Here is a 21069-nt window from a genome sequence, read left to right as displayed (position 1 = left end):
AAGCCCCGTCCGGGCTCAGAGCAGACCCTTAGCCCGGTACCAGCGCGCGGTCTCCACCAGCCCGGCCTCGGTCTCGACCTGCGGTGTCCAGAGATTTGCGGGCGCGCGGTTGGCCGGGTCCGCCACCCAGTCGGGATGGCAGAAGTAGGAGACGCGATCGGGCGTCAGCTTGGCCCGCTTGCCGCGCAGCGCCCGGTCGACATAGGCGCCACCCATCAGCACCGCCTTGGGCAGCGACAATGCCAATACCTTCCGCCCCACGGCGCGACCGATCGCGCGGGCGAATTCCGGATGGGTCCAGCCCCCTGCCCGGCCGTCATCGGGGTCAATCTCGCCGGGGAAGCGATCGGCTGCGGCGAGCGCGAGCAGCAGGCGGCCGAGATCGCTGACTTCGATGACCGAGATCCGCCCCCCCGGGGGCAGCAGCGCCAGCCCGAAGCGAGCGACGCGGAACAGCTCCAGCATCTCCAGATCGCCCGGCCCATAGATCGCGGGCGGACGGACGATCGTCCAGTCGAGTCCCGATGCGCGGACCAGCTTGTCCGCCTCGCCCTTGGACCAGCCATAGGCCGACAGCTCGGGCTCACGGCTGGCGAGCGAGGAGACATGGATGTAGCGGCGCACACCTGCGCTCTTTGTGGCGGCAAGCATGTTGCCGGTGCCGGTGATGTTGCCGTGCGCGAATCCCTCGCGATCGGGCGCGTTGACCACCCCGGCGACATGGATCACCGCGTCGGCGCCGGTGCACAGCTCGGTGAGCGCCGCCGTCGCATCGAGATCGCCGCGGACCCAGGTCACGCCGTCGCGCGCGGGTTGCTCCCGGCGGGTGAGCGCACGCACCTGATGCCCGGCCTGCAGGGCGAGCGCGATCAATCGCGATCCGACGAAGCCGGTGCCGCCGGTGATGGCGAACACGCTCACAGCAGCGCCATGTGACTGCGGTGGACCAGCGCGGAGCGGGGCGCATAGCCGAGGATATCGACCAGTTCCTCGCTCCGCCGCCCGACGATGCGCGAGGCATCGACATGGCCATATTCGGCGAGACCGCGCGCCAGATGCTTGCCATCGGGCCCGACCACCACGACGAGGTCACCGCGGGCGAACCGCCCCTCGACTCGCGTCGCTCCCGCGGAGAGCAGGCTGCGGCCTTCCTTGAGCGCCTGCGCGGCACCCTCGTCGATATGAATCGCCCCCTTGGCGGTCAGCCCGCCGCGCAGCCAGGCCTTGCGTGCCGCCGCGCCCTTCTGGCCCAGGAACAAGGTGCCGCGCCGCGTCATTGCCAGCCGCGTCAGCGGATGCTCGACCCGGCCATCGGCGATGGCGAGATGCGCGCCGGCGCTGGTCGCGATCCGCGCCGCCTCGATCTTCGAAACCATGCCGCCCGATCCCATGCCCGAGGCCGAGCCGCGATCGGCCATCGCCTCGATCCGCTCGTCGATCACGTCGACCAGCGCGATCAGCTGCGCATCGGGGTTGGTGTTGGGGTTGGCGGTATAGAGCCCGTCGACGTCCGACAGCAGCACCACGCCTTCGGCATTGGCGGCGCTCGCCACGCGGGCGGCGAGTCGATCATTGTCGCCGAAGCGGATTTCCTCGGTGGCCACCGAATCATTCTCGTTGATCACGGGCACCACGCCGAGGCGCAGCAGCCGGTCGAGCGTTGCCGAGACGTTGAGGTAGCGGCGCCTGTCCTCGAGATCGTCGAGCGTCACCAGGATCTGCGCGGCGGTAATCCCCTGGTCGTGGAGCAGTTCGGCCCAGATGCTCGACAGCGCGATCTGGCCGGTCGCCGCCGCCGCCTGCGCATCTTCCAGGCTCGCCCGACCGCCCTTGGGCAGCTTGAGCCGCCGTGCACCCAGCGCGATCGCGCCCGAGGAGACGATGACGAGCTGCTGCCCCTCGCGTGCCCGCGTGCCCAGATCGGCGACCAGCGCCGCCAGCCAGTCGCGGCGGATCTGCCCCTCGCGATCGACGAGCAGCGAGGACCCCACCTTCACGACCAGCCGGCCGCAGGTCGAGGGGCTGAAGCCGATGGCGTTGGCATGGCGGGCAGTCGCAGACATGGTCGCGCTCTTAGCGGTGCGGTTCGGCATCTGCCAAGCCGATCAGACGATCGATTCGCGCTGCAGGTCGCTGCAATGGCCGACGCCGGTCGCCTGGAGGCGCGCGATCACCGCGTCGCGGGTGTCGCTGTCGCCGGCGCGGATCTCGCCCAGCTCGGCTGCGGTGAGCAGCACCACCGGCACCGCACGGACCGGGGAGAGCGGCATGTCCTCGATCCGAGTCTCGAAATCGGGATCCGGCCCGCCGATCATCACGCCGAGCACGTCGTCGGCGGTGAGGAAATGCGCCGGCAGCCGCGCGGCGATCGCCGCCGAGCTGGAGACGTTGGTGAGTTCGAGCGGGATCGGGCCATGGCGTTCGAGCGGGCGAAGGATGCCCTGCTCCTCGGCGACGATCGCCGCCACCCGGCGCAGCACCTCAAGCATCCAGCCATCGCCCGCCACCTTCGCGGGCGCCCCCTCGCCCGGCCCTTCGACGAACAGCTCGATCTCGAAACCATTGGCCGTGGCGCTGTCGTCGAACGGATCGGAGAGACCATCGGTCGCGAGCAGGATCGCGCTGCCGCGGTGGATCAGCCGGTACGCCTCGTGCCCGCCCGGCCAGAGCGAGCCGGCCGGGGCGGACGAAAGGATGCGATCGCTCGCCGGCCCCAGCGCGGACCAGAACAGCCCGCGCGCCTCGGCCGAACGCTCGGCGACGCTGGCGATTCGGTGTGGCTCGGGTCGGCTAACCGCCTGCGCCTTCGCACCAAACAGCCCACGCAACCAGCCGAACGCACCCATCCGCGTCTCTCCCAGGAAGGAATCAGTCGGGAAGGGTTGCCCTAGAAATGCGTCAGACCGGCGACCATTGAACCGGTTCTTCACCATCTTCCACTGTTTCGTCGGCCGCCCGGTTCTCGTTCGGGCCGATGATTTCGAGCAACTGATCGAGCACCCAGTCGACGCCGGTGCCGGCCGCGCCCGACAGCGGAATGACGTGCGCGCCGCTGGCTTCTTCGAGCTCGGCGGAGAGTGCGGCGATCAGCTCGTCGTCGAGCGTGTCGATCTTGTTGAGCGCGATCACCACCGGCTTTTCGGACAAGCCGGCGCCATAGGCCTCCAGCTCGTCGCGAACGATGCGGTAGCTGGTCGCCACGTCCTCGTCATTGGCGTCGATCAGGTGGAGCAGCACCCGGCAGCGCTCGATATGGCCGAGGAAACGGTCGCCGATGCCGGCGCCTTCCGCAGCACCTTCGATCAGGCCGGGAATGTCGGCGATCACGAACTCGCGCTGCTTGTGGCGCACCACGCCAAGCTGGGGGCGCGTGGTGGTGAAGGCATATTCGCCCACCTTGGCCTGCGCATTGGTCACCGCATTGATGAAGGTCGACTTGCCCGCGTTGGGCAGCCCGACCAGCCCCGCATCGGCGAGCAGCTTGAGCCGCAGCCAGACCCAGGCTTCCTCGCTCGGCCAGCCGGTGCCGTGCTGGCGGGGCGCGCGGTTGGTCGAGGTTTTATAGGTTGCATTGCCGCGGCCGCCGTCGCCGCCCCGCAGGAAGACGATGCGCTCGCCTTCCTTGGTGAGGTCGGCCAGCAGCGTGCGCTCGTCGTCGTCGGCGAGGATCTGCGTGCCGATCGGCACCTTGATGACCAGATCGTCGCCACCGGGACCGGTGCGGTTCGAGCCGGAACCGCCGCTGCCGCGGGGCGCGCGGAAATGCTGGGTGTAGCGGAAGTCGATCAGCGTGTTCAGGCCGGCGACGGCTTCGAAGATGATGTCACCGCCCTTGCCGCCGTTGCCGCCGTCGGGGCCGCCATATTCGATGAACTTTTCGCGGCGGAAGCTCACGGCACCGGGGCCGCCGGCACCCGAGCGGACGAAAATCTTGGCTTGATCGAGGAAATGCATCGCGGGCCCATATACGTTCGGCGCAATTTCGTCACCCCCGGCAGCGCGCCTTCGGGCAATGCGGCGAACGCCATGACACTTTCCGGGTGGCATCGGCGTTCAGCACGGCTATACGCGACCGGATCGTTTCCGCCCGTTTTCCGTTTCAGGGGCGCAAAGATCCAAGCTCTGAAGGACGCTCAGCGAACAGCATGAATTCGATCGATCGCTACATGGCGCGGCTGATCGCGGTGCCGCTGATCTCCACCCTGATCATCTCCGCGATGCTGCTCGTGCTCGATCGCATGCTGCGGCTGTTCCAGTTCGTCGCGACCGAGGGCGGTCCGGTGAGCGTGGTGTGGCGCATGCTCGCCAACCTGCTGCCCGAATATCTCGGCCTCGGCATTCCGATCGGGCTGATGCTGGGCGTGCTGCTCGCCTTCCGCCGGCTCGCCACTTCGTCCGAGCTGGACGTGCTGCGCGCGGTGGGCGTCAGCTACACCCGCCTGCTGCGCGTGCCGTACATGTACGCGATCGTGCTGGCAGCGGCCAACTTCGCGATCGTCGGCTTCATCCAGCCGACCTCGCGCTACAATTACGAGCAGCTCCGCTTCGAGCTGCGCTCGGGCGCGCTCGGTGCCTCGATCAAGGTCGGCGAGTTCACCAGCTTCGGCTCGAAGATGACGCTGCGGATCGAATCGAGCCAGGACGAGGGCCGCGACCTGCGCGGCATCTTCGTCGAGATGACCAACAAGGACGGTACCCCGCTCGCGGTGACCGCGCAGAAGGGGCAGTTCCTTCGCGCCGACGATCCCGACACGATCATCTTCCGGCTCACCAACGGCACGCTCATCCACTACGACAAGAGCTCGCCGGTGCCGCGGGTGCTGACCTTCACCACCCACAATCTTCCGATTCCGCTCCCCAAATATGAGCAGTTCCGCAAGCGCGGCGACAGCAATATCGAGCGGACCCTGCCCGAGCTGGCGGTGATCGGCCACAGCCGATCCGCGCCCGAGATCGACCGCGAGACCAGCCGATCGGCCTTCCACTATCGCATGGCGGAAGTGACGACGATGTTCCTGCTGCCGATGCTGGCGGTGGCGCTGGCGATCCCGCCCAAGCGCTCCACCTCGATGCTCGGCGTGTTCCTGTCGATCCTGATGATCGTCACCTATCACAAGGTGAACGAATATGCGCAGGGCGTGGGCAGCCTGGGGCTGATCGATCCGATCATTGCGCTATGGGTGCCGTTCTCGATCTTCGCGGGGCTTACCGTCTGGATGTACTATACCGTCGCCTATGTGCCCGGCGGGCAGCCGATCGGCGCGCTGGAACGCGTCTTCGCCAAGATCGGCAAGCTGATCGGCCGGCTGATACCCGGTAGCCGCCGGCGCCGCCGCCGCGCCGCGGAGGCCGCACGATGAGCCTGCGCGCGCTGTTCCCCTCGCCCACCATCTCGCTGTACATGGCGCGGCTGTTCGTGCTGCGGACCTTCGCGCTGCTCGGCGCGCTGGTGCTGGTGCTGACCTCGCTCGACCTGCTGACCGAAAGCGCGGCGATCCTCGCGCATCCCGGCAACGGCAATGCCGAGATCCTGCGCTACGTCACGCTGCGCGTACCGCAGATCATCTCCACCTTCCTGCCCTATTCGGTGCTGGGCGGCGCAATCTTCACGCTGGCCCAGCTCAACCAGAACAGCGAGATCATCGCGCTCAAGTCGGGTGGGCTTTCGGCGCACCAGGTGCTTGCGCCGCTGATGGTCTCGGGCCTGATCGTCGCCGGGCTGTCCTTCGCGTTCAACGACCGCATCGTCAGCCGCGCCACCGCGACGCTGGAGCAGTGGAAGAAGGTGGAATTCGCGCCCCTGCCCGTCGATCGGGGCGACCGCGCCAATGTGTGGGTGCAGGCGAACGGCAATCTGATCAACGTCCAGCAGATCAAGGGCAAGGGCCCGGCCGCCCATCTGTACGACATCACCGTCTATCAGCGCGAAAAGGGTTCGCTCGCCTCGATCCTAACGGCCAAGCACGGCGTGCGCGCGGGTGACGGCTGGCGCGTGGACGGGGTCAAGCGCTTCGACGTCGCGAGCGCCACGCTGACTCCGATCGGTGACACGATCATCGCGCAGGGCGTGCGGCCGGACCAGTTCACGCTCGCCCATGTCGATCCGGACTCCAATTCCTTCGCCGATCTGAGCGTCGCCATCGGCGAGCTGAAGGCCGCCGGCCGCCCGACCAAGGCGCTCGAGGGATCGCTGTGGCACAAGCTGTCCGGCCCGCTCTCGGCGTTCCTGATGCCGCTGCTCGGCGGCGTATCGGCGTTCGGCCTGGCGCGCTCGGGCAAGCTGTTCGTGCGCGTGGTGATCGGGATGGCGCTGGGCTTCCTCTACTTCGTCGCGGATAATTTCGCGCTGGCGATGGGCAATCTGGGCGCCTACCCGCCCTTCCTCGCCGCTTGGGCGCCCTTCCTCCTGTTCCTGATGATCGGCGAGGCGGTGATGCTGCGGACCGAGGAATAGGCTATCCGGCAGCGACACCCGCCTGAGGCCGCTATGATGCACCGCTTCACTGCCCGCTTCCTCGCCACCGTCTTGGCGCTTGCCCCTGCAACCGCCCGGGCGGCGCCGGAGCAGCTATATGCGGGCACCGTCGGCACGGCGCGGATCGTGATGACGCTCAGCGAGGACAAAGCCGAGGTCTCGGGCCAATATTTCTATCGCACGTCGCGGCTCGATATTGACCTTTCGGGGAGCGTTCGCGGCGAGACGCTCGATCTCGAATCGCGGGTGACCGGCGACAAGCTGCATCTGACCCGCAGCGGCGCGACGCTCAGCGGCACGCTGACCACCGCCAAGGCGAAGCGCCTGCCGGTAAGCCTGCGCCCCGCGGGCGCGCCGGAAGGGCTCCCTGCCGATCTCCCGCCCAAGCTGAGCGCCTATGAGCGCTGGCACCTCGCCGGCCTCCAGTTCACCCAGCAGCAGGCGGAGACGATCGGCGGCAAGACGATCCGCTGGTATCGCGAGCCGCTGTCCGGCATCCGCCTGTTCCGCATCGAGAGCGGCTATGCGGCGCCGGCGATGGCGGCAGTCAACCACGCGCTCGCCCGCAACCAGTGGCAGGACGTGTCGGCCTGGTTCGCCTGCACCGGCTATGAGGGCGGGCCCGGCATCGACACCGCCGAAGCGCAGAAGCCCTGGCTGGGTGCGAACCATGTGAGCTATGTCTGGAATGCGAGCTGGAGCTGCGCCGGCGCTGCGCATCCGGACTTCGGCACCACCGGGTACAGCTTCGATATGCGGACCGGCCGGGAACTCACGCTCGACGCGCTGCTCCATTTCGGATCGACACCGGTGCCTGCGGAAGACAGCGACGCCTGGTACAGCTATCGCAGCAAGCGCTTCGCGCCGGCCGTGGTGGCGCTGCTCAAACGCTACCATCCCGCGGAGATGGCGAAGCCGGCCGAGGGGGACGAGGATGGCTGCGACTATTCGGATCCCGAGGTGTGGGACTTCCCCGGCTGGGCGCTCTCCGAAAAGGGCCTGTGGCTCGGCGCCTATTTCGCCCGCGTCCAGCGTGCCTGCGACGCACCCGACTGGGCGATCCTCCCCTGGCCCGCGCTAGGGCTGAAGCCGGGCGAACGCCCCTAGCGCGCTCAGGGGTGCGCCTTGGCCCAATCGAGCGCGCCCTGCAGCGTCGTCACCCATAGCTCGCCGCGATGCTGCGCCAGCCAGGCGATGAAGGCGCGATGCTCGGCATCGAGGACGGCCGAATAATCCCCGCCGACACCGTGGAACAGGAACACCGCCCAGCCGCCGCCCTGCTCGGCCTGGCGGACATAGGCGATCATCTTCTCCGCCGTGGCGCCCTCGCCGAACGGCCGCGAGGGAACGTGCATCGGATCGGCCTTGGCGACATCGGCACGGGCGTCGGCGGGCGTGTCGACGGCACCCCGCACATAGGTGACGAGCCCGGCCTTGCGCAGATCCTCCAGATAGTCCTTGCCGCCCGCCAGGCTTTGGCCACAGGGCGTGGCGAAGCCGTGGCGATCCTTGCCGTCCAGCGCGCGGAGCAGCACGTTCTGCTGCGCGATCTCGCGGAGCATGCTGGCGCTCGTATAGGCCTCGCTCACATAGCGCGGATCGGCGGGGTACACGTCGTGCGTGCAGGGATGGAAGATCGTGTGATTGGCGAGCTCATGGCCCTGCCGAGCCACGGCGCGCCAGCGATCGACATCGGCTTCCTTCACATTGGCGAGGAAGAAGGTGCCTTTCAGCCCCGCGGCATCGAGCGCCGGCACGGCGTGATCCAGCTGTGAATCCAGCGCATCGTCATAGGTGAGCACCACCGCTGCCTTGGCGCCGTTCGGCCAGCGCGTCTGCGCCGCTGCCGGCACCACCATCCACGCGCAAAGCACCGCCGCTGCGAAAAGCCGCCGCATCATCCTCTCCTGTGATCCCGGCGCCAGCCTAGCCTTGCGCGATGCACAGGCAAGGGACGACGCCTGAAAACGAAAAGGGCCGGCGCACCGTCTGGTGCCCGGCCCCTCGTTCGTCGCCCGCGCCGATCAGCGCTGGCGCAGCGTGCCCTGCGCCAGCTTCACCACCAGCCCCGAGAGCGTCGGGTAATTGGCCTGGTGATAGACCGAGTCGGTGGACAGCGCGGCAACCAGGCGGCGATGCGCCGTGCCCAGCGCATGGTACGGCACCGCCGGAAGCAGGTGGTGCAGCGCGTGGTAGCGCAGGCCTACCGGCGCCCAGAGATATGGCAGGATGCCCGGCTCCGGCACGTTGACGCTGTCGAGATACTGGGCGGTCACGGTCAGCGGCTCGCCTTCATTCTCCCACAGGTGCGCGACCAGCGTTCGGACCTGGTTGATCACCGCCGAGCAGGCCACGATCGCGATGTACACCAAGAAGGCGCGCAGCGGCAGGATGCCCGCCACGGTAATGCCGATCAGGGTCATGGCGAACAGGCTCGCGCCCAGTTCCTGCCAGAACCACTGGCGGCGGAATTCGCCCTCGGGTGCGCGGCGCTCGAACTTCGGGTTGATCTGCAGCCCCGAATAGCGCGCCACGACCAGGCGGCGCAGCTTCGGCGAGAAGAGCGACAGCGGCGCCAGCACCGCGAAGCGGAGCAGCAGCCCGATCGGCATCAGCACCGAGACGAGCAGGAACAGCGGCAGCGTCCACGGCTTCATCAGCGCCAGCGGCAGATATTCCGGATCCTGATCGGTGCCGTAGCGGGTACGGGCATGGTGAATCGTGTGGATGCCCTCATACATGAACGACGGCAGCAGCAGCGGCACGCCGACGAACATGTTCCACGCGGTTCGGAAGCCCGGCAGCAGCGAATGCTTGAGATGGGTGATTTCGTGGATGAACAGCTCGGCGCGGTACAGCGCGAGCACCGCGACGATGCCGCCGATCACCGCCACCCAAGGCGAGGCCGCGAACATCGCGGTCGCCATGCCGGCATAGCCGATCGCCGCCGAAAGGAAGCAGTCGGTCCAGTACATCGCCTTGCTCGGCGTGTGGAGATCGCGGGTAAGCTCCGCGGCGGCGCGCAGCATGGCGCGGTCGTCCGGAACGCCCGACAGCCGGATACGCGCGATCGTCGCCGAGATTTCGGCGTCCGGGGCGTCCGGATGATCGAAGGCTAGCGATTGGGTCATAGGTAGTGCCATTGGCCTTAGATAGTGGCTACATGGTGGCATTACAGGGCACCGAAAGGGGCAAGCCGCTGCACTGCCGCCTATGGCTTGACAGGCGCCTTCGGACGCAAGACTGCATTGCGCCGTGTCAAGAATTTCTGGGGGACTCCGCGTGGCTAGTGCCGATCTCAAGGTCCGGCCCGTTTCGGGCAAGGCCGACACCAAGGCGTTCATCGAACTCGCCTACCGCCTGAACGGCGACGATCCCAATTGGGTCGCACCGCTCCGCGACGAAGTGGCGGGAACGATCAGCCCGAAGAAGAATGGCTGGTTCAGCCATGCCGAAGGCCAGCTGTTCCTCGCCGAGCGGGGCGGCAAGGTCGTCGGCCGCATCTCGGCGCATATCGACACGCTGGCGCTGCAGATGCCGCCCGAGCAGGGCTTCGGCCCCGGCACCGGCTTCTGGGGGCTGTTCGAGGCGGAAGACGCCCAGGTCGCCGCGGCGGTGATCGCGCAGGCCGAGGAGTGGCTGCGCGCCAAGGGGATGACCAAGGCACTGGGCCCGGTGAGCCTGTCGATCTGGGAAGAGCCCGGCCTGCTGGTGAAGGGTCACGACCATTCGCCAACCGTGCTGATGGGCCACCATCCCGTGCGCTACCAGGGCTGGATCGAGGCGCAGGGCTATGGCCCCGCCAAAAAGCTGGTCACCTACGAGCTGGATATCAGCAAGGAATTCCCGCCGATCGTGCAGCGCATCGTCGCCGCCGGCGAGAAGAATGCCCGCATCCGCATCCGTGAGGTGAACAAGGCCAAGTTCGCCGAGGAAGCGGCGATCATTCTCGCCATCCTCAACGATGCCTGGGGAGACAATTGGGGCTTCGTGCCGCTCACCCAGCCCGAGGTGGACGATGTCGGCAAGAAGCTGAAGCCGCTGGTGTTCAACGACCTGATCCGCATCGCCGAATATGACGGCGAGCCGGTGGCGTTCATGGTCACCCTGCCCGACCTCAACGAGCCGCTGAAGCCGCTCAAGGGATCGCTGCTGCCGTTCGGCTGGGTCAAGCTGCTGCTGTGGCTGCGTCGCCCCAAGGCACGGACGATGCGCGTGCCGCTGATGGGCGTGGTAAAGCGGCTGCAGAGCTCGCGCATGGCGAGCCAGCTGGCCTTCATGATGATCGAATATATCCGCCGCGCGTCGGTGGCCAACTATGGCGCGAGCCGGGGCGAGATCGGCTGGATCCTCGACGACAACCAGGGGATGATCGCGATCGCCGATGCGATCGACAGCAAGATCAACCGCGAATATCTGATCTACCAGAAGCCGCTGTAAGGTCGGCGGTGGCAGCGGACGGTCCCCCCGCCCGCTGCCGGCCGACGGCTTAGCGGGTCGCCAGGGGATCGATGCCGGTTTCCTGGATCCACTGATCGCGGGTCTTGCACTGGCGGCGCGGCGCGATGCGGCTGCCGGTCGGTGCTTCGTACTGCACGCACACCCGGACCGATCCGGCTTCCGTCTTTGCGGCACTTGCGACGCGCTTTTCCTTCTCGGATGCGGCGCTGGCCGGAACGGCGGCGACAGCGACCAGGGCGCACGCGCCGAACAGGGTGGCGCCGATGCGAGCAGTACGAGCGAAGTTGGTCATGTCTCTTCTCCTGAAAAAAGCGTGCGGGATCGTTCCGCCGCACGCGATGCGGGGGTTGGTACGCTTCGTGAAATGCCAGAGGGGGTTGCGGGCGATCAGTATTCGCGGAAGGGGTCGTTGCCTTCGCGGATCCACGCCTCGCGAGTCTTGCACTGCTTGATCTTCTTGTCGGTGCCGTCGGCCGCCTTGCGCTCGACGCACCAGACGAGGCGTCGGGCGATCGGGTCCAGCGTGCGAAGATCCTTCTTCGCGGCCGCCTGGGTCTGCTCCGGCTCCGCTGCGGCCTGGGCCGACGCAGCAGCGGTCAGGGTCGTGGCGAGCAGCACGGCGGCCGGTATCAGGCCGAGGATTTTGGGTGTGCGAATTGCGCTCATGTCAGGTTCCTGTCTGCTTTAAGGGCCGACGCTCCTTCGCTTTCGCCGGTACCTCGAAGTATTGCAGGACCCGTGCCAGTTTTCACTGGCCTGTAATTTCAATGACTTAGCTAAATTCGCTGAAGTGTCATAACGCCACAATACAGCATTTTCAGCCGAGAGTTGGCGCGTCGCGCCAACCATTGCGCCAACTTCGCAAAAATAATGCAGTCGCGCTGCGCCTAGCGCAGCGTCACCCAGGTCGGCGCGTGATCGCTGGCCTTTTCACGGCCGCGATAGTCCTTGTCGACGCCGGCGCCGGTGAAGCGGTCGGCGGCCTGCGGGCTGAGCAGCAGATGATCGATGCGGAAGCCCGCGTCGCGCTGCCAGGCGCCCGCCTGATAGTCCCAGAAGGTCCACACGCCGCCCTTCGGGAAGCGGGTGCGCAGCGCGTCGGTCCAGCCTTGCGCCAGCAGCATGCGATAGCGCTCGCGCGATTCCGGCTGCATCAGCGCATCCTCGGCCATGGCGCGTACCGAGAAGGTGTCGTCGTCGTTCGGAATGACGTTGAAGTCTCCCGCGAGAATCGCCGGACGCTCCTCGGCGAGCAGCTGCGCCGCGCGGTCGTACAGGCGGTCCATCCAGCGCAGCTTATAGTCGAACTTCGGCCCGGGCTGCGGATTGCCGTTGGGCAGATACAGCCCGCCGACGATCAGATCGCCGACCTCGGCCTCAATATAGCGGCTATGGGCATCCTCGGGATCGCCCGCGAGACCACGCTGGCGCTCGACCGGCTGCTGGCCTTTGGCGAGGATGGCGACGCCGTTGAAGCCCTTCTGCCCGTGCCATACCGCGCCGTACCCGGCGGCTTCGATGGCAGCCACCGGCAGCGTGTCGTCGGAGCTCTTCAGCTCCTGCAGGCACACGATGTCCGGCTGCTGCTCGGTGAGATACTCGACCAGGCGGTCAATGCGCGCCTTGATGCCGTTGACGTTGTAGCTGACGATTTTCAAAGGGCTGCGCTCAGATCGAGAAGCTGGTGCCGCAGCCGCAACCGGATGCCGCGTTGGGGTTGGTCACCGCGAAATGCGCGCCGCCGAGATTGTCGATGAAATCCACCTGCGCGCCGCGGACCAGGTCGAGGCTGACCGAGTCGACCACCAGCTTCACGCCATCCACCTCGGCGACGCTGTCATCGGCTTCCACCCCCTCGGCCATGCCGAAGCGATACTGGAAGCCCGAACAGCCGCCGCCTTCCACCGAAAGCCGCAGGATGGCGGGCTTGGCCTGCTTGGCGGCGATCGCGGCGACGCGCGCCGCAGCGGCGGGCGTCAACGCGATGGTGGGCTGGTCGATGGTCGTCGTCATGGGCGTCAGATAATGCGCCCATGCCCGTCCGGCAATGCGCTCAGCGCTGGCCGCGCGGACCGCCGACGCCGCCGGCGACCGGCGCCTGGGCGATATACTCGCCCGACTGGATGAACGGGATCGGGTTGATCGCGCGGCCGTCGAGACGGACCTCGTAATGGAGGTGCGTGCCGGTCGAGCGGCCGGTCGAGCCCATCAGGCCGATGATCTGGCCGCGATGAACGCGGGTGTTGTCCGCCACCAGGATCTTGGAAAGATGGCCGTAGCGGGTTTCCATGCCATGGCCGTGGTTGATCTCGACCATATTGCCATAGCCGCCCTGGCGACCGGCGTGCGAGACGACGCCGTCCGCAGTTGCGTAGATCGGAGTGCCCATCTGGCCGGGAATGTCGACTCCGGCATGCATCGCCGCGGTGCCGCGGAACGGATCCGAGCGGACGCCGTAATGCGAGGTGAAGCTGACATGCTGCACCGGCTGCATCGACGGGATCGAGATGGTGCTCGATTCGATCGAGTCGAGCTTCTTCCAGGTCTCGAACAACGAGCGGAACTGCGCGTCGGCATCGGCGCTGGTTGCCGCAGCGGCGTCCTCGTCGCTGACCGGTTCGTACGGGCCGCCCATCGCGGCATTGACCTTGACGAAGCGATTGGGCGCGAGGCCGAGATGCTGGATGTGGGCGGAGGCCTGGCGTACCCGCGCCTCGCCGGCCTTCTGGGCCTGCGCCGCCAGCGCGACCTGGCGCGCCTCGACCTTGCGCAGCGGTGCGACGATCTCGTCGGTCAGCGCGCTGGTCTGCTGCGGCACGGCCTTGAGATCGGCTTCGAGCACCGAACGATCGGCCTTGCCCGAGACGACCGCGTTCAGCACCGCCTGGCGCTGCTCGATCTTGGCGGCCTGGAGCTTGGCGGCATCCTTGGCGGCCGCGACTTCGGCGCGCATCCGGGCAACCTCGGCGCGCATCGCGGCGACCTGTGCCTCGGGCGAACCGGCAACCGGCGCGGTATAGGCGATCGCGCCCGCCATCGCCTGCGACATGCCATAGCCGGAGAAGAGCACGGTCAGCGTTGCGGCGGTGGCGAACAGCGCCTGCGAACGGCCGCCGACGCTGAAGCGGCGCAGCTTGCCGCCTTCGTGGAGAATCACATCGCGGGTGGTGAAGAAGTCCCGGAACTTGCGTGCGAAATCGTCGTTCTTGCGTTCAGACGGTACAGCCATGAGTCCCCGGCGCATTCATGGAAGCGAAGTCGGACCGATCCGACACTCTACTTCAGGATGATGCGGACGGATTGGGCAGCCCCTGACCTCGCCGTCCCGCTTGGGGACTCTTTTGGAGAATAATCAGCCAGCGGCAAGCGCTTGATAGTAATCCCGCGTCAGACCGGCTGCTTCGCGCGCCGAGTCGTTGAACGGAGGCTTAACGGCCCCGCGAAAATGGGTACGGACCAGCGCGTGCCAGGTCGTTTCGGGGGTGCAACCAGCGGCCTTGCAGGCCGACTCAAACCACTCCGTACCAGCCCTTACGTGACGTACCTCATCGGTGACGATGCGGGTCAGAATCTTCGATGTGACCGTGTCGCCGGCCGCGTCGAACCGCTCGATCGTGGCCGGCGTGACATCCAGTCCGCGCGCTTCTAGCACCATTGGCACAACCGCCAAACGTGCATTGACATCGTGTGCGGTTTCGCTGGCGGCATCCCACAGACCATCATGCGCGGGCAGCGCACCATAATGGCTACCGAGGCTGCGCAGCCGCCGGTCGAGCAGCGCGAAATGCATCGCCTCGTCGGCACCGACGCGCATCCAGTCGTCGGTGAAGCCGGTCGGGAATAGCGCGCCGAACCGGCCGATCAGGTCGAAGGCCAGGTCGATCGCGACGAATTCGATATGCGCGAGCGCGTGGATCAGCGCGATCCGGCCCCTTTCGGAGCCGCCCCGCCCGCGCTTGGGCATGCGGTTGGGCGGCAGCAGCTCGGGCGCGTCCGGGCGCGCGGGGCGATCGGGCATCGCGACGTCGAAGCGGAAGTCGAGACGGCCCAGCCGCCAGTCGCGCGCGGCGGCACGGGCCCGCATCACCTTGTCGGTCGGATCGGCGGCGTCGAGCACCGCCCGCACCGCCGCGCCCACGCTGCGCTTTTCGCTCACCCGAGCGCCTTTGCGGCTTCCAGCACCTCGGCGGCATGGCCGGGCACCTTCACCTTGCGCCAGGCGCGGACCAGCGTGCCCGCGGCGTCGAACAGGAAGGTCGAGCGCTCGATGCCCATATACTTCTTCCCGTACATCGACTTCTCGACCCACACCCCCAGCGCCTCCATCAGCGCGCCGTTCTCGTCGGTGGCGAGCGGCACGGTGAGGTCGTATTTGGCGGTGAACTTCTGGTGCTTGGCGGGCGGGTCCTTCGAGATGCCGAGGAGCTTCACGCCGAGCGCGTCGAACTCCGGCATCAGCGCGGTGAAGTCCTGCGCCTCGCGGGTGCAGCCCGAGGTGTCGTCCTTGGGATAGAAATAGAGAACGAACGGTGCGCCTGCGCCCCATTCGGGAAGCGCCAGCGCGCTGCCGTCCGCCGCTACCAGTGCGTTCTTGGGGAGCGCGTCGCCCTGCTCGATGCTCATCATCTGGTCTCCGTCAGTTGCCGGCCTGGATGCTGGCCCAGCAGTCGCGCACCTCCTGCCGCGTTGCATCGAGCGTCGCAACCACCGCTTCCCAATCGGGCAGGCCGAGCGCGCGGGCGATCAGCGCGCGGGTGCGCTCGCCCGGCGGCTGCGCATCGGGGGCGACCAGCCGCAGCGTCACGAGCAGCCGGGTGAGGAAGTCATGCGCCGGGCGCAGCGCCGGAGGCACGATCCCCTGCCCCGCCAGCGCTTCGATCGCCTTGCCCAGCTGCGGATCGAAGCCGGTACGGTGGCACAGCTGCTGGACGTGCACCGCGAACTCCAGGTCGACCAGCCCGCCGTCGAGCAGCTTGGCATCGAGCGGCCCCGCCGGCGGCTTGTGCGCGGCCATGTCGGCGCGCATCTTGGCGGCATCGGCGAGGATGTCGCGCTCAGGCCGGGCGCCTCGGAGAACGCGGGTAATGATCGCCTGCACCTGCGCCCGCGCCTCCGCAGAGCCGAACACCGGCCGTGCGCGGGTGAGCGCCATATGCTCCCAGGTCCAGGCGTCCTTTTCCTGATAGTTCGCAAAGCCTTCCAGCGACACCGACAAGGGCCCCTGGGTGCCCGAGGGGCGCAGCCGGGTATCAACTTCGTAAAGCGGACCGGCGGCGGTAGGCACCGAAAGCGCGGCCGTCACCCGCTGCGCCAGCCGGTTGTAATAGGTCACCGCGCCGAGCGGCCGTCGCCCGTCCGATTCCGCCGCATAGTCGCCGCTGAACAGGTAGATCAAGTCGAGGTCCGAGGCATGGGTGAGCGCACCGCCGCCCATCCGCCCGAGCGCGAGGATCACCAGCTCGCTGCCCGGCACCCGGCCATGCTGGCTGGCGAACTCCTCTATCGTGGCGGCCGTCAGCACCTCGATTGCCGCCTCGGCGACGCGGGCATAGCCGGCTGATACGTCGAGCGGGTCGCTTGCCCCGGCGACGATCTGCGCGCCCAGCGCAAAGCGCTTCTCATTGACGATGCGGCGGACATGTTCGAGCCGCCACTGATAATCCGCCCCGCGCTCGGCCGCCGCCATCGTCTTCACCAGCTCGGGCACGTCCCCCACCGGCGCCAGCGCGCTGGCGTCGATCAACCCGTCGAGCAGTTCCGCGCGGCGGCCGAGCTGCTCGGCCAGTGTCGGCGCATGGCTGAGGATCGCGCTGAGCAGCCGGGTGAGCGCCGGCTGCGCCTCCAGCAGGCGGAAGATGTTCACCGCGCTGGGCAGCCGCTTGAGCATCGCGTCGAAACGCGTGATCGCATGCTGCGGATCGGGCGCGCCGCCGAAGCCGGTCATCAGCGTCGGCAGCACCGCCTCGAGCGCGCTCTGCGCCGCCGGGCTGCGCAGCGCCGGATAAGTGGCGCCCCGCCAGCCCTCCACCACGCGGCGGGCGATTTCGGCGTCGGGAAACCCCGCCTCTGCGAGTCGCTCGCCCAGCGTATCGGGATCGCTCGGCAAGCCGCTGCCGCCCGCCTCGGCCAGCGCGTCATAGATGCGGCCGACCCGCTCGACATGCGGCTGAAGCAGCGTGATCAGCGCAGGGCCATCGTTCAGCCCGTGCAGCCGCGCGACATGGTCGAGCGCGGCAGGATCGCTCGGCAGCGTATGCGTCTGGCGATCGTCGATCATCTGCAGGCGATGCTCGATCGTGCGGAGCAGGACATAGGCCTCGTCGAGCGCCGCCGCCTCCCCCGCATCGATCCGCCCCGCCGCCGCCAGCGCCGCGAGCGCGTCGCGGGTGGCGGCCACGCGCAGCGCCGGATCACGGCCGCCATGGATCAGCTGGTGGATCTGCGCGAAGAACTCGACCTCGCGGATGCCGCCCCTGCCCCGCTTGAGGTCGTAGCCCGGACCAAAGCGCTGGCCCTGCTGATAATGATCGCGGATGCGACGCGAAATCTCCTGGATCTCGCGGATCGTGCCATAGTCGAGCGCGCGCCGCCACACGAAGGGACGGATCGCATCGAGGAAGCTTTCGCCGAGCGCGACATCGCCTCCCGCGACGCGTGCGCGGATGAAGGCGGCCCGCTCCCAGGGCAGCGCCTGGCTTTCATAATAGCTGATCGCCGCCTCCACCGGCAGCGCGATCGGCGTCACCTCGGGCGAGGGCCGCAGCCGCAGGTCGACACGCAGCACATAGCCGTCGCCGTCGCGCGACTGGAGGATCTCCAATACCCGGCGGGCGATCCGCACCGCTGCTTCCTCGGGCACTTCGCGCGGACGGCAGGGCAGCGTCACGGGATCGAAGATCAGGATGGGGTCGATGTCCGACGAGTAATTGAGCTCGCGGCTGCCCTGCTTGCCGAGCGCGATCGCGGCGAAGCCCTGCGGTTCGGCATCCGGGGTACGCTCGCGGATCGCGGCGCGGATGGCGCGGTCGAGTGCATTGTCGGCAAAATCGCTGAGCAGGCGCGTGGTGCGGCCGAAATCATAGGCACCGGAAAGATCGCCGATCGCCGCGATCAGCGCCAACCGCCGCCGGTGGATGCGCAGCGCCCGCGGCTCGGCCATGTCCTGGGTCGGGACGGCCGAGACACCAATCGGGTCGGCGAGCGCCGGGCCGGGTGCCTCTACGATATCGTGCTCGCGTCCCGCCACCAGGCCAAGAAACGGAGAATGCTCGGCAATACGCGCCAGCGCAGCGGAGATATCGGAATCTGTCACGCGGAAATCTATCATCCAAAAACCGTAAATCTGCGATGAAACGCAACTATGGCAAGCAACGAAAGCGCCCCAGGGCCGTTGGGGCAGCGTGGTTCATACAATCCCCTCCAAGGCCCAGGCGGCAGACTCAGCGACTCCCTGTCGCATCGAGCCGCCGCGTGCATGTGACGGGATCGGTCGGGCGATCGCCAATGCCTATGCGCGCGACCTCGGTCTGCCGCAGGACATGGCAGTGCTGCTCGCCAAGCTGAACGACCGCGATCCCCGCTGCACCTGGTAGGCGTCACCGCCCCTGCATGTCCCGGTGCGCGCGCGGCATGCGCACGGTCAGCCCGTCCAGCGACTCGGTAAGCAGGATCTGGCAGGCCAGCCGGCTGGTACGCACCGCGCCCATCGCGAGATCGAGCATATCCTCTTCCGACTCGCTCGCCGGCGGCAGCCGCTCGAAATCGCCCGGCGCGACAATCACGTGGCAGGTCGAGCATGCCATCTGCCCCTCGCAGGTGCCTTCCAGCGGCTGACCGGCATTCTGCGCCACTTCGAGCAGCCGGGCGCCGGGCGGCGCCTGCACTTCCTGCGCCGCACCGCTCGCCGCCTCGAACCGCACCCGGATCATGCGGCGACCCGCTGGGCGTCGGCGGCGGCGCAAATGCGGTCGAGTGCGGTCATCAATTCCTCCTCGGTGGTCATTCGGCCGAAGCCGATACGGATACTGGAACGCGCCTGGGCGTCCGAAAGGCCCAGCGCGCGCAGCACATGACTCGGCCGGCCCGAGCCGCTGGCGCAGGCCGAGCCGGCAGAAAAGGCGATGTCGCGCAGGTCGGACATCAGCCGCGCGACGTCGAGGCCCTCGCGGCGGAGGTTGAGATTGCCGTGGTAGCGGTGGGTGGCGGAGCCGTTGAGGGTCCAGCCTAAATTCCCCCTCCCGCTTGCGGGAGGTAGAGGGGATAGTTGGAGGCGCTCGGCGGCCAGTGCGAACAAACGGGCGACATGGGCTGCGTCGGCCTCGGTTCGCATCGCCGCGATCTTCGCCGCAGCCCCGAACCCGGCACACAGTGCCGGCGACAGCGTCCCCGAGCGCCCGAGCGCTTCCTGCCCCCCGCCATGGAGCAGCGGTGCCAGCGTCACCCCTTCGCGCACCCACAGCGCACCGATGCCCTTAGGCCCATGGATCTTGTGCGCGGAGATCGCGACCAGATCGCAGACCACCGGGATCGAGACCCGGCCATAGCCCTGCACCGCATCGCACAGGAACAGCGCGCCTGCTTGATCGGCGATCTCGGCCAGTTCGGCGATCGGCTGGACCACGCCGATCTCGTTGTTGACCAACATCGCCGCCACCAGCCCGGTGCCCGGCAAGATCGCCACCCGGGCGGCCTCCAGATCCACCAGCCCGTCGGCGCCCACCGGCAGCACCGTCGCCGGCCGCCCGCTCGCCGCCACCGTGTCCAGCACCGCCGCATGTTCGGTGGCCAGCGTGGCGATAGGTCCGCTGGTGCCCTTGATCGCCCAGTTGAGCGCCTCGGTCGCGCCGCTGGTGAAGGCGAGGCTTCCCCGCGCTGGCAGCAGCGCCCCCACCTGCGCCCGCGCGACCTCTACCGCCGCCCGCGCCGCCCGGCCTGGCGCATGAGGCGAATGCGGATTGGCGTGCTGCGACTCCAGCCAGGGCAGCATCGCGGCCAGGGCCTCGGGGGCAAGCGGCGTGGTCGCCTGATAGTCGAGATAGATCATGCCGCCCGCGCCCGCGCGTCCTCGAAGGTCGCGCGCCACAGCTCGGCGAAACGGTTGACATCGGCCTCCGTGGTGCTCCGCCCGAAGCTCACCCGCACCACTTCGCGCAGCGCAGGCTCGGCCCAGCCCATGGCGGTCAGTACATGGCTGGGCCGCATGCTGCCCGAGGAACAGGCGCTGCCCGCCGACACCGCGACACCCGCCAGATCGAAGCGGATCAGCTGCGCTGCCGAAGACACGCGCGGCATCCGATAGGCGCCGATCAGCGGGCTGCGCGGGCTCTCCGCCCCCACCACTTCGCCGCCAGCCGCAAGGATCGCCGCTTCCAGCCGCGCCCGAAGCCGCGCCATCGCCGCGAGATCCTCGGGCACCGCCACCGCAGCGGCATAGCCGAGCGCGCCGGGCAGGTTCTCGGTACCTGCGCGATAGCCCTTTTCCTGCCCGCCGGTCGGCAGCAACACGCCCAGATCGCGCACCAGCAGCGCCCCGATCCCCGGCGGCCCGCCGCGCTTGTGGGCGGAGACCGCGACCAGATCGGCATGGCGCAGCACGTCGACATCGGCATGCGCCGGCATCTGGGCGGCGTCGACCAGCAGCAGCCCGCCCGCGCCTTGGACGATGTCGGCGATCGCCGCGATCGGCTGGCGCACCCCGGTCTCGCTGTTCGCCCATTGTACGCACACCAGCGTCCGGCCCTCGCCCTGCAGCGCGGCCGCCAGCGCTTCCGGGTTCAGCACGCCGCCCGCCGTCACCGGCAGCACCGCCGCGCCCTCGCCCAGCCGCAGCACCGCATCGTGCTCCACAGCGGTGATCAGCCGCCGCGCGGCAACGCTACGGCCCATCGCAATCGCCAGCGATTCGCTGGCCCCGCTGGTCAGCAGCAATTCGTGCGCCCAGCCATAGGCTGCGGCGATCCGCCGCCGCGCATCCTCCAGCGCAGCCCGCGCCGCGCGCCCGTCGCCATGCGGGGACGAGGGGTTTGCCCAGCGCGTCATACCCTCCATCACCGCCGCCACCGCTTCCGGCAGCATCGGGGTCGTCGCGGCGTGATCCAGATAGAGTCTAGCGGCCAATGGCGTTCCAATTGCGT

General features: G+C 68.2%; 22 protein-coding genes. 5 read left to right on the top strand and 17 right to left on the bottom strand.

Annotated features, from left to right (window positions below; genetic code table 11):
• Positions 1-15: 15 nt before the first annotated feature.
• Genes ACTJKY_RS11740 through obgE form a run of 4 tightly spaced genes read right to left on the bottom strand, consistent with a single transcriptional unit; the run spans position 16 to position 3954 of the window.
• Positions 16-921, bottom strand: coding sequence for an NAD-dependent epimerase/dehydratase family protein (locus ACTJKY_RS11740; RefSeq protein ID WP_440846221.1), 906 nt, complete (start codon positions 919-921; stop codon positions 16-18).
• The gene (proB, locus tag ACTJKY_RS11735; protein ID WP_440846219.1) at positions 918-2063 is read right to left on the bottom strand and encodes a glutamate 5-kinase; all 1146 of its coding nucleotides are present in this window, start codon (positions 2061-2063) and stop codon (positions 918-920) included. The genes ACTJKY_RS11740 and proB overlap by 4 nt, the downstream gene beginning before the upstream one ends.
• Before the next feature lie 42 nt (positions 2064-2105).
• Positions 2106-2846, bottom strand: a complete 741-nt coding sequence (locus ACTJKY_RS11730) for a hypothetical protein (protein ID WP_440846218.1) — start codon at positions 2844-2846, stop codon at positions 2106-2108.
• A gap of 52 nt (positions 2847-2898) precedes the next feature.
• Entirely contained in the window at positions 2899-3954 is a 1056-nt protein-coding gene (gene obgE, locus ACTJKY_RS11725) for a GTPase ObgE (protein ID WP_440846216.1), read from the bottom strand.
• Positions 3955-4145: 191 nt separating this feature from the next.
• On the opposite strand from obgE, the gene lptF reads away from it, so the two are divergent.
• The 3 genes from lptF to ACTJKY_RS11710 are packed head-to-tail and all read left to right on the top strand — an operon-like array spanning position 4146 to position 7582.
• On the top strand, positions 4146-5360 hold the full coding sequence (gene lptF, locus ACTJKY_RS11720; RefSeq protein WP_440846214.1) for an LPS export ABC transporter permease LptF: 1215 nt from the start codon (positions 4146-4148) through the stop codon (positions 5358-5360).
• Positions 5357-6454: an LPS export ABC transporter permease LptG gene (lptG, locus tag ACTJKY_RS11715; RefSeq protein WP_440846213.1), complete on the top strand. Its 1098-nt coding sequence runs from the start codon at positions 5357-5359 to the stop codon at positions 6452-6454. The genes lptF and lptG overlap by 4 nt, the downstream gene beginning before the upstream one ends.
• A gap of 33 nt (positions 6455-6487) precedes the next feature.
• The gene (locus tag ACTJKY_RS11710; RefSeq protein WP_440846212.1) at positions 6488-7582 is read left to right on the top strand and encodes a hypothetical protein; all 1095 of its coding nucleotides are present in this window, start codon (positions 6488-6490) and stop codon (positions 7580-7582) included.
• Positions 7583-7587: 5 nt separating this feature from the next.
• Here the strand turns inward: ACTJKY_RS11710 and ACTJKY_RS11705 are convergent, their stop codons facing one another.
• On the bottom strand, positions 7588-8373 hold the full coding sequence (locus ACTJKY_RS11705) for a polysaccharide deacetylase family protein (RefSeq protein WP_440846211.1): 786 nt from the start codon (positions 8371-8373) through the stop codon (positions 7588-7590).
• Between the two features lie 126 nt (positions 8374-8499).
• Entirely contained in the window at positions 8500-9606 is a 1107-nt protein-coding gene (locus ACTJKY_RS11700; RefSeq protein ID WP_440846210.1) for a fatty acid desaturase family protein, read from the bottom strand.
• Positions 9607-9757: 151 nt separating this feature from the next.
• On the opposite strand from ACTJKY_RS11700, the gene ACTJKY_RS11695 reads away from it, so the two are divergent.
• Complete coding sequence (locus ACTJKY_RS11695; protein ID WP_440846209.1) at positions 9758-10915, top strand: N-acetyltransferase; 1158 nt, start codon at positions 9758-9760, stop codon at positions 10913-10915.
• A gap of 49 nt (positions 10916-10964) precedes the next feature.
• Here the strand turns inward: ACTJKY_RS11695 and ACTJKY_RS11690 are convergent, their stop codons facing one another.
• The 8 genes from ACTJKY_RS11690 to ACTJKY_RS11655 form a co-directional block, all read right to left on the bottom strand.
• Positions 10965-11228 (bottom strand): hypothetical protein, encoded by a 264-nt coding sequence (locus tag ACTJKY_RS11690; RefSeq protein ID WP_440846208.1) that lies wholly within the window; start codon positions 11226-11228, stop codon positions 10965-10967.
• 95 nt (positions 11229-11323) lie between these two features.
• Entirely contained in the window at positions 11324-11602 is a 279-nt protein-coding gene (locus ACTJKY_RS11685) for a hypothetical protein (protein WP_440846207.1), read from the bottom strand.
• Positions 11603-11823: 221 nt separating this feature from the next.
• Positions 11824-12594 carry an exodeoxyribonuclease III gene (gene xth / locus ACTJKY_RS11680; protein ID WP_121078164.1) on the bottom strand — a complete coding sequence of 257 codons (771 nt, stop codon included), beginning with the start codon at positions 12592-12594 and terminating at the stop codon, positions 11824-11826.
• 10 nt (positions 12595-12604) lie between these two features.
• Complete coding sequence (erpA, locus tag ACTJKY_RS11675) at positions 12605-12949, bottom strand: iron-sulfur cluster insertion protein ErpA (RefSeq protein WP_440846205.1); 345 nt, start codon at positions 12947-12949, stop codon at positions 12605-12607.
• Positions 12950-12989: 40 nt separating this feature from the next.
• The gene (locus ACTJKY_RS11670; RefSeq protein WP_440846203.1) at positions 12990-14165 is read right to left on the bottom strand and encodes a M23 family metallopeptidase; all 1176 of its coding nucleotides are present in this window, start codon (positions 14163-14165) and stop codon (positions 12990-12992) included.
• Positions 14166-14288: 123 nt separating this feature from the next.
• Positions 14289-15092, bottom strand: a complete 804-nt coding sequence (locus ACTJKY_RS11665) for a ferritin-like domain-containing protein (protein WP_440846201.1) — start codon at positions 15090-15092, stop codon at positions 14289-14291.
• The gene (locus ACTJKY_RS11660; RefSeq protein WP_440846199.1) at positions 15089-15562 is read right to left on the bottom strand and encodes a peroxiredoxin; all 474 of its coding nucleotides are present in this window, start codon (positions 15560-15562) and stop codon (positions 15089-15091) included. The genes ACTJKY_RS11665 and ACTJKY_RS11660 overlap by 4 nt, the downstream gene beginning before the upstream one ends.
• 10 nt (positions 15563-15572) lie before the next feature.
• Entirely contained in the window at positions 15573-18263 is a 2691-nt protein-coding gene (locus ACTJKY_RS11655) for a bifunctional [glutamine synthetase] adenylyltransferase/[glutamine synthetase]-adenylyl-L-tyrosine phosphorylase (protein ID WP_440846197.1), read from the bottom strand.
• A gap of 73 nt (positions 18264-18336) precedes the next feature.
• On the opposite strand from ACTJKY_RS11655, the gene ACTJKY_RS11650 reads away from it, so the two are divergent.
• On the top strand, positions 18337-18528 hold the full coding sequence (locus ACTJKY_RS11650) for a hypothetical protein (RefSeq protein ID WP_440846195.1): 192 nt from the start codon (positions 18337-18339) through the stop codon (positions 18526-18528).
• 3 nt (positions 18529-18531) lie between these two features.
• Here the strand turns inward: ACTJKY_RS11650 and ACTJKY_RS11645 are convergent, their stop codons facing one another.
• The 3 genes from ACTJKY_RS11645 to ACTJKY_RS11635 are packed head-to-tail and all read right to left on the bottom strand — an operon-like array spanning position 18532 to position 21052.
• Complete coding sequence (locus tag ACTJKY_RS11645; RefSeq protein WP_440846193.1) at positions 18532-18864, bottom strand: 2Fe-2S iron-sulfur cluster-binding protein; 333 nt, start codon at positions 18862-18864, stop codon at positions 18532-18534.
• The gene (locus tag ACTJKY_RS11640; RefSeq protein WP_440846192.1) at positions 18861-19979 is read right to left on the bottom strand and encodes a cysteine desulfurase family protein; all 1119 of its coding nucleotides are present in this window, start codon (positions 19977-19979) and stop codon (positions 18861-18863) included. The genes ACTJKY_RS11645 and ACTJKY_RS11640 overlap by 4 nt, the downstream gene beginning before the upstream one ends.
• The gene (locus tag ACTJKY_RS11635) at positions 19976-21052 is read right to left on the bottom strand and encodes a cysteine desulfurase family protein (RefSeq protein ID WP_440846191.1); all 1077 of its coding nucleotides are present in this window, start codon (positions 21050-21052) and stop codon (positions 19976-19978) included. Before ACTJKY_RS11635 ends, ACTJKY_RS11640 begins: the two co-directional genes overlap by 4 nt.
• Positions 21053-21069: the final 17 nt, after the last annotated feature.

The organism is Sphingomonas sp. 22176 (genome assembly GCF_052045505.1).
Classification (GTDB): Bacteria; Pseudomonadota; Alphaproteobacteria; order Sphingomonadales; family Sphingomonadaceae; genus Sphingomonas.
Note: the sequence above shows the minus strand (reverse complement) of the source record. Positions and strands in the feature narration are given on the sequence as shown.

What these genes read in the sequence shown, in the direction of transcription:
- proB (WP_440846219.1), bottom strand. Translation starts at nt 2,063, where the DNA reads ATGTCTGCGACTGCCCGCCATGCCAACGCCATCGGCTTCAGCCCCTCG.
- ACTJKY_RS11730 (WP_440846218.1), bottom strand. Translation starts at nt 2,846, where the DNA reads ATGGGTGCGTTCGGCTGGTTGCGTGGGCTGTTTGGTGCGAAGGCGCAG.
- obgE (WP_440846216.1), bottom strand. Translation starts at nt 3,954, where the DNA reads ATGCATTTCCTCGATCAAGCCAAGATTTTCGTCCGCTCGGGTGCCGGC.
- lptF (WP_440846214.1), top strand. Translation starts at nt 4,146, where the DNA reads ATGAATTCGATCGATCGCTACATGGCGCGGCTGATCGCGGTGCCGCTG.
- lptG (WP_440846213.1), top strand. Translation starts at nt 5,357, where the DNA reads ATGAGCCTGCGCGCGCTGTTCCCCTCGCCCACCATCTCGCTGTACATG.
- ACTJKY_RS11710 (WP_440846212.1), top strand. Translation starts at nt 6,488, where the DNA reads ATGATGCACCGCTTCACTGCCCGCTTCCTCGCCACCGTCTTGGCGCTT.
- ACTJKY_RS11705 (WP_440846211.1), bottom strand. Translation starts at nt 8,373, where the DNA reads ATGCGGCGGCTTTTCGCAGCGGCGGTGCTTTGCGCGTGGATGGTGGTG.
- ACTJKY_RS11700 (WP_440846210.1), bottom strand. Translation starts at nt 9,606, where the DNA reads ATGACCCAATCGCTAGCCTTCGATCATCCGGACGCCCCGGACGCCGAA.
- ACTJKY_RS11690 (WP_440846208.1), bottom strand. Translation starts at nt 11,228, where the DNA reads ATGACCAACTTCGCTCGTACTGCTCGCATCGGCGCCACCCTGTTCGGC.
- ACTJKY_RS11685 (WP_440846207.1), bottom strand. Translation starts at nt 11,602, where the DNA reads ATGAGCGCAATTCGCACACCCAAAATCCTCGGCCTGATACCGGCCGCC.
- erpA (WP_440846205.1), bottom strand. Translation starts at nt 12,949, where the DNA reads ATGACGACGACCATCGACCAGCCCACCATCGCGTTGACGCCCGCCGCT.
- ACTJKY_RS11670 (WP_440846203.1), bottom strand. Translation starts at nt 14,165, where the DNA reads ATGGCTGTACCGTCTGAACGCAAGAACGACGATTTCGCACGCAAGTTC.
- ACTJKY_RS11660 (WP_440846199.1), bottom strand. Translation starts at nt 15,562, where the DNA reads ATGATGAGCATCGAGCAGGGCGACGCGCTCCCCAAGAACGCACTGGTA.
- ACTJKY_RS11655 (WP_440846197.1), bottom strand. Translation starts at nt 18,263, where the DNA reads ATGATAGATTTCCGCGTGACAGATTCCGATATCTCCGCTGCGCTGGCG.
- ACTJKY_RS11645 (WP_440846193.1), bottom strand. Translation starts at nt 18,864, where the DNA reads ATGATCCGGGTGCGGTTCGAGGCGGCGAGCGGTGCGGCGCAGGAAGTG.
- ACTJKY_RS11640 (WP_440846192.1), bottom strand. Translation starts at nt 19,979, where the DNA reads ATGATCTATCTCGACTATCAGGCGACCACGCCGCTTGCCCCCGAGGCC.